We start from the raw sequence: 11532 nt of genomic DNA, 5'->3' as shown, positions 1-11532 counted from the left end.
CGCTCTCCCCGACCCGCCGATCTCGACCATGACAGCGCCAGCGTCCGCGCGGCGCGCGTGACACCGACGTACGCCAGGCGGCGCTCCTCGTCGACGGCCTCGAACGTCGTCGCGTAGGAGATGGGCAGCGACCCCTCCGCCCACCCGGCCAGGTAGACGTGCGGCCACTCCAGGCCCTTGGCCGCGTGCAGAGTCGACAGGGTGACCGTGCGCATCGTCGGCTCGTGCTGATCCTTCGCCCGCGCCATCAGGGCGTCGCTGAAACTGCGCAGGTCCGAGTCGGGACCGGCTTCTTCCGCGAGCCGCAGAATCGCTCGCCGGGCCTCCCACCCGTCCCGTTGCGCTCCTCCGGCAGCGGGCGGCTGTTCCGTGAGTCCGAGCTCGCGGAGCACGCGCTCCACTCCGGCGAGGAAACCCTGCTCAGTCGGGGCGACGGCCGCAGCGCGAAGGGCGAGGATCGCCTGGCGGACCTCCGGCATCGAGAAGAACCTCGTCCCCCCGAGGACCGTGGTCGCGATGCCCTCGGCGGCGAGCGCCTGCTGCAGCACGGCGGACTGGGCATGAGCGCGATAGAGCACTGCGATCTCGTCGGGAGAGGTGCCGGCTTCGATACGGGCGGAGATGCCGGCGGCGATCCCCGCAGCCTCCTCGCCCTCGGTGTCGTACGCGGTGATCGTGGGCGCGTCCGCAGTGAACTGCTCGCGCGCGGGTACGAGTTCGAGCGCGCCGGGACGACCCCGCATCAGCGCATTCGCCGCGGTGAGGATCGGCGGCTGCGAGCGGTAGTTGGTCTCCAGTCGCACCACCGTGGCGTCGGGGTAACGGCGCTCGAACTCGAGGAGGAACCGCTGCTCGGCCCCGGCGAACGAGTAGATCGTCTGGCTGGCGTCACCCACGACGCAGATGTCGTGCCGGTCCCCGAGCCACAGCTCGAGCAGACGGTTCTGCAACGGAGACACGTCCTGGAACTCGTCGACCGTGAAGTGACGGTACTGCTCATGGACGGACGCGGCCACGCGCGGCTCGGCCTCGAGCATGCCGGCACAGGCCAGGAGCACGTCTTCGAAGTCGAGCTGACGGCGGTCGTCCTTGAGCGCCTCGTACCCGCGCATCAGCTCGACCAGCTGCGTCGCGTCGACCCCGGAGACCGGCCGACCCAGCGCGGCGTACTGGTCGATCGAGAGCATCGAGACCTTGCGCCACTCGATCTCCGAGGCGATGTCCCGCAGCGTCGCGGTGCTGGGCCGGAGGCGGATCGCATCGGCAGCCTGCCCGAGCATCCGCACCTTGTTGTCGATGATCGACGGCGCGGGCGAGCCGGCCAGAGTGGGCCAGAAGAAGTTCAGCTGCGCGAGTGCCGTCGCGTGGAAGGTGCGAGCGGCGACGCCCTCGACGCCGAGCGCGCGCAGCCGTCCGCGGAGCTCCCCCGCAGCCTTCGCCGTGAAGGTCACGGCCATCACACGCGACGGCGAGTAGGCCCCCGTGTCGACACCGTGGGCGATGCGGTGGGTGATCACCCTGGTCTTGCCTGTTCCGGCTCCCGCGAGCACGACGACGGGACCTCGCAGCACGGATGCCGCCGCCCGCTGCCGCTCATCGAGGGCATCGAGTGCGCTCACGCCTTGTCCTCGTACCAGTCGACGATCAGCGCCCGAGCGATCGATGCAGGTCCTGGAAGCCCGACCGGTCCGTCTCCGGCGAGCGCGGATCCGATCTCGGCACGTGTGAACCAGCGGACCTCGATGATCTCCTCGCCGTCGGCGCGCGCGGTCGTCTCGTCGTCGACGACGGCGCGGAAGCCGACCATGAGCGACCGCGGGAACGGCCAGGGCTGCGAGGAGACGTATCGGAGGGCGGACAGACGCACACCCGACTCCTCCTCGATCTCACGGTAGGCGGTGGATTCGAGGGACTCCCCCGCTTCCGTGAACCCCGCGAAACAGGAGAACATCCGCCCGCCCCAGTTCGCGTTGGCGCCCAGCAGCAGGCGCTGGCCGTCCCTGCTCTCGACGGCGACGATCACGGCGGGGTCGGTGCGGGGGAAGTGCTGCCGTCCGCAGACGAGACAGCGCCGGGACCAGCCCGCCTGTCGGAGCTCGGTCTCCCCTCCGCACGTGGGGCAGAACGCCGCGTCCTGAAGCCAGCCGGCAAGCGCGATCGCGCTGATGAGCAGCTCGGATTCCTGGCCGTCGATGCGACCACCCAGATCGCGCAGTCCCAGCCAGATCTCGTCCGGCGCCGTGTCGAGAGCATCGTTCTCCGGCGGGGCGGCCGCGAGGAGCAGCAGGGTGCCGTCGAGATCGCGCCCCAGAAGCGCCCAGCTCGCCTCCACGACGGCATCGGGTGCGACGCGCACGAGTGCGGAGTCGACGACTCTGACACGACCTTCACGGACCACGATGACGCGCGTCGCCGGGTCGTCGCGGAGACGGGCGAGCACATCCGGTTCTTCGCGGAGTTCGGCCGCACGGTCGAGGGACGGGCGCTGAATGGTCATCGACTCCCTCTTTCACGGGCGTGGCGGAGGCGGGACCGCCCCTGAGCCGACCTAACCTGGGGGCATGGGACGCTCTCCTTTCACTCTAGCCGCGGCAGTGACCGCCGCACTGCCCGGGGCGGAGGTCACGGGTGCCCGTGGTCTGAGCGCGGACGGCGAGGGCCGGTTCGACTCGGCCATCGCCACCCTGGCCGATGGCCGTGAGCTCGCGATCCGCGTCGCAGACGACGACGAGACGGCGCGCGAACTCGCCGCCGAGGCGATCGCGCTTCGTGCTCTCACCGACGGCGCTCGAGCGATGCTGCCGTTCCGGGTGCCGGCCTACATCGGGGAGACCCGACTCGGCGAGGGACGCGCGCTCGTCACCGAGCTGCTGCCCGGGTTCCAGATCGACGCGGCCCACGTGCCGGCGGGGCGCGGGGCTGCCCCGTCGATGGGGTCAGCGATCGCCGCGGTGCACAGCATGCCCACCTCGGTGGTCCGCGGGGCGGGACTGGCCACACGCACGGCCGAGGAAAGCCGCGCCGAGCTGGATCGCCTGATCGACACGGCCGCATCGACGGGGAGGGTTCCCGCGCGTCTCACCGTGCGATGGCGCGACGCCGTCGCCGACGACGACCTGTGGCGCTTCGAGTCCACCGTCGTGCTCGGCGGCTTGCAGTCGACGTCCTTCCTGTTCGAGGACGACCCCGAACGCGGCCCCGAAGTCATCGGGCTCCTGGGCTGGCATGGACTGTCGATCGGTGATCCTGCGGTCGATCTGTCGTGGCTCTCCGCGGCACCCGAGGCGTCCGACGATGTCCACGCCGCGTACTCCGGCGCACTCGACCGCGCACCGGACGCCGGCCTCGAAGTGCGTGCTCGTCTGCTCGCCGAGCTCGAGTTCGCACGGTGGCTCGTGCACGGCGACGCCATGCATCGACCGGATATCGTCGACGACGCGGCCGCGCTGCTCGAGGCTCTCGCCGAGGGTCTGCGTACCGATGACCTGAGCGTGATCGATGCCCGCAGCGCCGGAGTCGACTCTGCCATGGACGCACTCGACCGCGTGCCCCGAGACGCCGTGACCGAGGTCGACACGTCGATGCAGACCGACGCCTACAACCCCGAGGAGCTGTGGATCGACGTTCCGGCCGAATCGGAGGAGGGCGCGACCGACGCGACGTCCACCGATGTCGTCGAACCGCTTCGCAGCGGTGCCGACGGCCAAGGACAGGAGCGGGACGACAGCTCCCACCGCGCCGGGATGCTCGATCTCGAGACCGAGGACCTCTCCGGGGCTCGGAGCATCTTCGCCGGCAGCCACAGCACCGATGCCGCGGACAGGCACGGCGCTTCCGTGTCGCACGCGGAGACCGCGTACGACGAGGACGACTCCGAGGAGGCTCAGCGCGCCGCGCGAGCGGCACTCCAGCGCTGGAAGAGCTCCTCCTCCGAGTAGATCCGATCGCCGCGGATGATCAGGTCGTCGGCCACGTAGTACAGCGCGACATCGATCTCCTCCAGCGGTACGTCGAATCTGCGGTGGTACGCGAGACGGTAGAGCGCGAGCTGCAGCATGCGCTCCTCCCGCTCGGCGGCGGTGCGCGGGGCCTTGCCGGTCTTCCAGTCGACGATCTCGACGCGGCCGCCGCGGTCGGCGCGCCGGTACACGGCATCGAGCTTGCAGATGACGATGTGACCGCCCGCAGCCTCGTCCGAGGAGAGGCCTGCACCGAGCACGAAGTCGATCTCGATCTCGACGGCGATGGGCTGCAACGCTCCCCACTCGCTGCGCTCGAACGTCGCCTGCAGCACGGCGAGGTCGGCGGCGTCGGCGGTCGTTCCGCGCCCCTCCCCCGACGCCCTCGTCAGGTGCTCGGCCTCGATCGGCGCCTCCTCCTCATCGAGCTCCCAGAGCGCCTCATCCACACGGCTGCCGACGCCCACGAGCTCGGACCGCTGCTCCACCCAGGCGTGGAACAGCGTGCCGAGGCGGGTCTGCCGGTAGGGCCGCTCCGGCATCGGCCTGACGATCGACGAGAGGGTTCCGGAGAAGTCGGTGACGTAGTCCTTGAACCTCGAGGCCGGCACGCGCGTCGGCGCTTCCGCATCGGCACCGCGCTGTCTGGCCGCACGCTCGGCGAGCAGACGAGCGAGCTCGATCGAGGGTTCTGCCGTTCCCCGGAGCGTGGCCTCTTCGACAGCCGCTGCCGCCGCGGACACGACACCCCGCCGAGCGCCCAGCGGGTCGAGGGGCCAGCGGAGCGTGGAACCGGGGCCCTCGTACGGATTGTCGTCCGGATCGACCTGATCGATTTCCTCGAACCCCTGCGCCTCGATGGCTTCGAGCAGATAGGGACTCGGCGTGCGCGGGGACTTCTGCCCCGCCCAGTGGGAGCCGCTCAAGAGCAGATCGGTCCGCGCACGGGTGACCGCGACATACGCCAGACGTCGCTCTTCCTGCTGCTGATACGCCCGGTACGCGTCTTTGAAGCGCTTGATCGCGCCCCCCTGCGGATTCGCCTTGGTCGCGCCGCCGGAGAGCGATGCCTGCGCGAGCTTCTGACGCTTGACGGGGTCGGTCTCGTCGCCCATCGCCCCGACGGGGTCCCACTCGAAGCGGGGTAGCGCATCTCGGTCGCCGCGCAGAGCGAAGGGAACGACGCCGAACCCGAACCACCCTGAGGTGTCGGAGACACGGCTCGGAAGCTCGTCGACCACGAGTCGGACGACGGCGACGGCATCCCACTCCAGGCCCTTCGAGCCGTGGATCGTCAGCAGCTGCACGACGCCGGGTTCCGGCGGCTCCGGCCGAGGCATGAGCTCGTCCGTGCTCTCCGCCTTGTCGAGCCAGGCCAGCAGACTGCCGATGCTCCCCCGGTCGTCGGCGGCGAGGAAGGCCCTGACCTCGTCGGAGAACGCGCGCAGCTGCGTCGCGGCGATCCGGGCAGGCCCTCTGGTCTCGTTCGCCGCCAACTCGATGTCCAGCCGTAGTTCGAGCTCGATCAGGCGGATCAGCTCCGGGATCGGCTGCGAGGACGCTCGTCGCAGACGCTCCAGCATCTCGCCCGCGGCGCGCACGCGTGCCCGCCCGTCCGGGGTGATCGCTTCGAGCAGTCTGTAGTCGTCGCGCACGGCCCTGACCACGTCGACGGCGTCGATGATCGACACCGCCTCGTCGGCGCCCCGCGACCCGCGCAGCCGCGAACGGATCTCCTCAGGCAGTGGAGCCATCGCGGGGTCACGCTCCGAGAGCGTGCGCCCGAGGTCGTAGAGCGCCGCCATGTCGGCCACCCCCACGCCGAATCGCGGCCCGGTGAGCAGTCGGATGAGCGCCGATCCCGCCGTGGGGTCGTGCACCACGCGGAGCGTCGAGACGACGTCGACGACCTCCGGCGTCGCCAGCAGTCCGCCGAGACCGAGGATCCGATGCGGGATCCCCCGGGCTGCAAGCGCAGCCGCGAACGTCTGCATGTGCCGCTTCGAGCGGAACAGGATCGCGCCGGTGTGCGGCTTCGTCGCGTGTGCCGCTGCCGTGTCGCGAGCATCGTGTGCCGCTCGACGCTCGGAGAACCACTCCGCCACGGCTGCTGCCTCCTCGTCGACCGTGAAGGGGTACTCCACGGTCACGGTGCCCTCTCCCGCCCCAGGACGGGGTTCGAGCGGGGGCACGTCGAGCCCGGGCCGCTGGAGCGGCTCGAGCACCCGGTTCGCGATCCCGAGGATACGGCGGTCGTTGCGCCAGCTGGTCATGAGGCTGTAGGTATGCGCCGCGCCCGTGCTCGAGAACGTGCCGGAGAACGCGTAGAGATTGTCGGCGCTCGCCCCTCGCCAGCCGTAGATCGACTGGTGCGGGTCGCCCACGGCCATCACCGCCGAGTCACGGAAGAGCTCCGCGAGGAAGCGGGTCTGGATGACCGACGTGTCCTGATACTCGTCGAGCAGCACCACGCGATGCTGCTCGCGGAGCTCGGCGCGCACATCGGGCGCCGACTCGACGATGTCGTACGCGCCGCCGACCTGATCGGCGAAGTCGAGCACGCCGCGACGATGCTTCTCCGCGATGTAGTCGCGCACCAGGCTCGACAGCGTCGGAAGACTGAGCAGGTTCACGGCCGCCTTCTCGACATCGCCGTTGCTCCGGTAGGGCTCGAAGGCGAGGGCCTGCTCCCGGGCGATGCGCTCGGCGAGATCCAGGTCCACACGGTGGTCGAGGGCGTCTCCGGCGAGCCGCTGCACCGCATCGATGACCGTGCCGAGCGCGAAGTCGATGTTCTCCAGCTCAGGGAGATCGCTACGCAGCACGACCTCGCGCGCGAGCATCCAGGAGGCCGCCTGGCTGAGCATCGCCACGTCGGGGTCTCGCCCGATGCGTGCAGCGTGCTCGCGGACGATGCCGTCCGCGAAGGCGTTGTAGGTCGAGACCCGAGGCCGGATCATCAGGTCCTCCGCCGCCCGAGGGATCACCGGGTCCCACCCGGTCCCGCGCTGGTCGGCGAGCTCGTCGAGCACGTGTGCACGGACCACCTCGCGCTGGCGGCCGGGCGCCGCCTCCTCCACCCTGCGCAGTGATCCGTCCGCCACGATCGCCGGGAGATGGGGCAGGAGTCCACGACGACCGTACTCGTCGATGACCGCGAGCCGATGGCCGATCCGCTCCGCGAGCTCACCCGCAGCCTTGCGCGTGAAGGTGAGGCCGAGGATCTCGTCGCGGCGCACGTGCCCGTTGGCGACGAGCCACACGACGCGCCCCGACATCGTCTCGGTCTTCCCGCTGCCGGCACCCGCGACCACGAGCGCAGGTTCCGGGGGCGCCTCGATCACACGTTGTTGGGCGGGGGTCGGCGAAGGCTGGCCCAGCGCGGCGGCGATGTCGGTAGCGGAGATCGAGGCGCCGGCGCTCCACCATGCGCCGTTCTCCCCCGTCACGAGCTCACCGCCGGCACCGTGTGAATACGGCAGGGATGCACCCGACGCTGGGTGTCGGCACAGTGCGATTCGACCTGCGCTGTGAAGCTCGAAGCCGACATGCCACGCGCCGCATCCGATACGCGCATCAGGAAGGCCGAGCGCGACTCGTCGTCGAGCGTGTGCTGATGGGCGATGCGGTAGTCGCTCTTCGCGAGGGTCTTCGAGACGATCACGAGCCGCGCTCCGGCGAGTGAAGCCGGCGGCGCCCCCTCGACGAGTCCCTGCTGCACCGCGATCTGATAGGCGGCCAGCTGCGCATGCTCGAGCACGCCGGAGTCGGATTCCGGATCGTTCTTGCCCGTCTTCAGATCGACGACGACCGTCGGGCCCTCCGGACCGCCCGACATGGGCTGCCATCCGCGGCCTCGCGCCGCCGCATGCTCACCCGCGCCGGCGGGGTAGGCCTCCACCCGGTCGATGTAGCCGTGGATGATCGCCTGATTCGCCCTGCTCTCCCCCACCGCATGCACGGTCGGCACGACATCCTCGTCCTCGCCGCTCGCCCCCGCCACGTCGACGGCGAAGCGGAACTCGACCTCGCTGCCGATCACCCTTCCGCCTTCCCGACGGACGTCGCCCAGGTAGGCGTGCAGCCTGTCGACGAGCAGATCGGCACGGCGTCGCTCCTTGCGTCCGATCCATTCGGTCTCGAAGTCGAGCTCCGGCCACTGCTCGGCCACGATCGCCCGCATCTGCTCCAGGTCTCCGTCGGGAACCCGCTCCATCGCCTCGTGCACGATCGTGCCTATGCCCGCCGTCGGCGGCATCACGGTGTCGCCGCCGAGTGCCGAGACGACCCAGTTGAGACCGCACTCCTCGTAGGACTCCATCTTCGAGGGCGAGACCCGCGCACCCGTGACCGCGAGGTCGCGCAGCGGCGCATCGGTGGAGACGGGCGTCACTCCGTACCATTCGGCGGGGTCCGCACCCGGGACCCCCTCGCGGGCGAGGACGGCGAGCTGCGCAGCGGCGACTCGCCGCACGGGTTCGGCGGATGTCGTGGTGAGGGCGCGTCGGTGCCGTGCGACCAGGCCTCGCAGGGTGAGCGGATGCTCCGCCGAGGCATGCCGCTCAGGCGGCTCGGGAGCGGGCAGGAAGCCGAAGAACGGACTGGGAGTCAGATCGTCGTCGTCCACCGCAGTGATCAGGAGCCGATCGCGCGCACGTGACACGGCACGGACGAACAGACGCAACTCGTCGTGGAGCGCAGCCCGTCGCCGGTCGAGGACGCCCGGCGGCTCGATCGCCATCCCCGTGCGGACGGCCTGGATCGCGTCGGGCAGACGCCACGTCTGCAGCAGTCCACCGCGAAGGCGCACATTCGGCCAGATGCCGTCCTGCACGCCGGCGACGACGACCGCATCGAACTCGGTGCCGAGCGCCGTCGCAGGGGTCAGCAGCGTGACCTTTCCCGGCCGATCGGGAGTCGACAGCGAGTCCTCGGGAACTTCGCTGTCGAGGATGTCCCGTACGAACACCTCCGGCCTCTCGTTGGGGGTGCGTTCGACGAAGCGCTTGGCCGCGTCGAACAGCGACACGAGCGCGTCGAGCGAACGCGCGGTCTCCGCCCCCGTCGGCAGCAGCGAGATCTCGCGCCAGGCGACCTGAAGTCGACGCCCGTCGACGGCTCGGGCCTGGTCCCACACCCGCCAGAGCAGGTCGTGGATCGTCTCGCCGGCATCCGCACCGCTGGCGAGAGCCTGGATGGTCTCGGCGAACCTCTCCGCAGTGCGCGACTCCGGAGCGTCGATGAGAGTGAGGTGGGCAGGATTCGCCATCGCCTGCCGCAGCATCTCCCGCGCGGGGGTGGAGCCGCCCTGCTCGAGCTCGACGTGTCGGAGCCGGGCGCGCAGGCGCCGCAGCCCGATGGCGTCCATCCCCCCGAACGGGGTGCGCAGCGCCTCCTCGAGCGCGGTCGAGGTGCGCTCTTCGACGGGCGTGAGAGCCAGACGAACGATGCCGACGATGTCGCGCACGATCCCCTCGCTGCCGAGCGGGCGCTGCACACCGGCTGCGCGCGTCGGGATCTCCCTGGCGGCGAGCTCGGTCTCGAGCGTGGTCACCTGCCGGGTGTCGTGGGCGATGACCGCCATCCGATCCCACCGGATCCCTTCGGAGAGGTGCCATTCGCGCATGACACCGGCGATGCGATCGAGCTCTTCGTAGGGAGACGGGGCGATGAACGTGGAGACTCCGGCGTCGACGTCATCGGCCGTCGCCGGCACAGGCGCCCGCCGATGCTCGACCCGCCCCGACACGCCGATCGCCTGCGTCACAGTGCGGGTGAGCGCCGTGAGCGCCGGACGTTGACGATGGGGGCCATCGAGCACGTGCACATCCCCCAGCACCCCGGCGAGCTGCGCGAACAGCTCGGGGCTGGCTCCGCGGAAGGAGCCGGAAGAGATATCCGGATCGCCGAACGCCAGCACGGCGATCCCCCGACTCCGCAGGGCCTTCACGACCGATATGCCGCCGCGGGTGAGCTCCTGAGCGTCGTCGATGAGCACCACGCGCAGCGGTGCCAACGGGCCGAGAGTCGCCGGATCGGCCGTGTGCAGGATGGCGCTCGCCTCGCTGAGCAGGTCGGCGGCATCGCGATGTGCGGATCTGAGGGCGTCGAGCACGGCTCGGTACTCCACGAGGAACTCCGCCGTCGCCGCCCACACGGCGTTGCCCGATGCACGAAGCTCCGCAGCGTCCACCCCGAGCTCGGTGCACTCGGCGAGGAAAGCGCGCAGCTCGGAGCGGAATCCCTTCGACGCCCGAACCGACGCGCTCAGGCTCTCCGGCCACGGGATGCGCATGTCCTCCGCGTCACCGGCGAGGAGCTCGGCGATGATGCGGTCCTGATCCGCGCCCGTCAACAGCGCCGGCGGCTCGGACCCCTCCTTCACCATCGCCCCCCGCACGAGCTGGAAGGCGAACGAGCCGAGCGATCTCGCGAGCGGACCCGGCGTGGCCTGCCCGATCCTGACTCCGATCCGGTCGCGCAGCGCCGTCGCCGCCTGACGGTTCGGGGTGAGGGCGAGCACCTCTTCGGGGCGCAGGGCGTCTGCATCGAGAAGGTGGACGACGCGGTCGATGAGGGTGCGGGTCTTCCCCGTTCCCGGTGCGCCGATGATGACACCGGACGCGTGCGACTCCGCGGCGATCACAGCACGCTGAGCGGAATCCGGTGTCATGACATCAACGCTATCCGGACGCGCAGACATCACCGTCCCCACCCGCCTGAGGCCGCCCGCAGCCATGGTGCCTTCCCCCTGTGCGCTCACGGCGAAACAGGCCGCGACGGCCGATCCCGGCCTGTACTCCCGGGGTAGAGTTGGCGCAGTCCCCGAACTTCAAGGAGCACGCGTGGAAATCCGCATCGGCATCATCAACACCGGCCGTGAACTGAGCTTCGACACCGGCGCAAGCGCCGAAGAGGTGCGCACCCAGGTCGCCACCGCCCTCGAGCAGAGCGCGTCGCACGTGAGCTTCGCCGACGTGAAGGGCAACTCCTACATCGTCCCGACCGCGAACCTCGCGTACATCGAGCTGGGCACCGAGGAATCCCGCCGCGTCGGCTTCGTCGCCTAACCCGACGATGTACATCCTCCTCGCACTCATCGGCGCGTGCGCTCTCGGGATCGCCGCACATTTCCTGATCGGCGGTCGTGAGCTGCGCGGTGTCGCTCTGACCCCCGCCATCGCGACCGCGGTGGCTGCGGTCCTGTACACCGCCCTGCAGTGGGCGGGCGTGGGCGAGGACAGCATCTGGCTGTGGCTCGCGAGCGTCCTCGGAGCCCCCATCGTCGCCGCACTGGCGACCGTGGCGATCACCGGGATGCGCAAGCGCGCCGACGCCCAGAAGCGAGTCGCGCTGGGAATCTGACCGCCGTCGGAATCTGACCGCCTCGAACCGACCGCGCGTGTGGCGATGTCGGGTCAGGACGCGAGTCCCATGGCGTCCATGCGCCGTGCGTGAGCGCCCATGAGCTCGGTGTACACCGGCTCGATCCGCTCCTCGTCGACGTCGAGACGCTCCGGCCGTAGCGCCGAGCGACAGACGAGGATGGTGTCGCCGACGAGACGGCGGGCCC

At 70.4% G+C, this 11532-nt stretch carries 7 protein-coding genes and 1 pseudogene; 3 read left to right on the top strand and 5 right to left on the bottom strand.

Annotation, left to right across the window (positions count from 1 at the left end):
* On the bottom strand, positions 1–1619 hold a 1619-nt coding region (locus tag AX744_RS21530), incomplete at its 3' end, for an ATP-dependent helicase (RefSeq protein ID WP_061016599.1).
* Positions 1616–2497, bottom strand: coding sequence for an NAD(+) diphosphatase (gene nudC / locus AX744_RS21535; protein ID WP_061016601.1), 882 nt, complete (start codon positions 2495–2497; stop codon positions 1616–1618). The genes AX744_RS21530 and nudC, both read right to left, overlap by 4 nt.
* Before the next feature lie 64 nt (positions 2498–2561).
* Here nudC and AX744_RS21540 point away from each other — a divergent pair, with 64 nt between their 5' ends.
* Entirely contained in the window at positions 2562–3938 is a 1377-nt protein-coding gene (locus tag AX744_RS21540) for a phosphotransferase (protein ID WP_231728779.1), read from the top strand.
* On the opposite strand, the gene AX744_RS21545 is transcribed toward AX744_RS21540, so the two are convergent.
* Complete coding sequence (locus AX744_RS21545; protein ID WP_082738478.1) at positions 3884–7408, bottom strand: ATP-dependent DNA helicase; 3525 nt, start codon at positions 7406–7408, stop codon at positions 3884–3886. The two genes, AX744_RS21540 and AX744_RS21545, sit on opposite strands and share 55 nt — an antisense overlap.
* Positions 7405–10632, bottom strand: coding sequence for an ATP-dependent helicase (locus AX744_RS21550; protein WP_061016605.1), 3228 nt, complete (start codon positions 10630–10632; stop codon positions 7405–7407). Before AX744_RS21550 ends, AX744_RS21545 begins: the two co-directional genes overlap by 4 nt.
* A gap of 172 nt (positions 10633–10804) precedes the next feature.
* Between AX744_RS21550 and AX744_RS21555 the strand changes: the two genes are divergently transcribed.
* Positions 10805–11029: a DUF3107 domain-containing protein gene (locus tag AX744_RS21555; protein ID WP_045263100.1), complete on the top strand. Its 225-nt coding sequence runs from the start codon at positions 10805–10807 to the stop codon at positions 11027–11029.
* A 7-nt stretch (positions 11030–11036) separates the two neighbouring features.
* Positions 11037–11324 carry a hypothetical protein gene (locus tag AX744_RS21560; RefSeq protein WP_046749550.1) on the top strand — a complete coding sequence of 96 codons (288 nt, stop codon included), beginning with the start codon at positions 11037–11039 and terminating at the stop codon, positions 11322–11324.
* Between the two features lie 53 nt (positions 11325–11377).
* Here AX744_RS21560 and AX744_RS21960 read toward each other — a convergent pair.
* Positions 11378–11532 (bottom strand): annotated as a pseudogene (locus tag AX744_RS21960) (ferritin-like fold-containing protein); the annotation flags it as partial.

The organism is Microbacterium sp. CCH5-D1 (genome assembly GCF_001557335.1).
GTDB classification, from domain to species: domain Bacteria; phylum Actinomycetota; class Actinomycetes; order Actinomycetales; family Microbacteriaceae; genus Microbacterium; species Microbacterium oxydans.
This window is presented reverse-complemented; position numbering and strand designations above follow the sequence as displayed.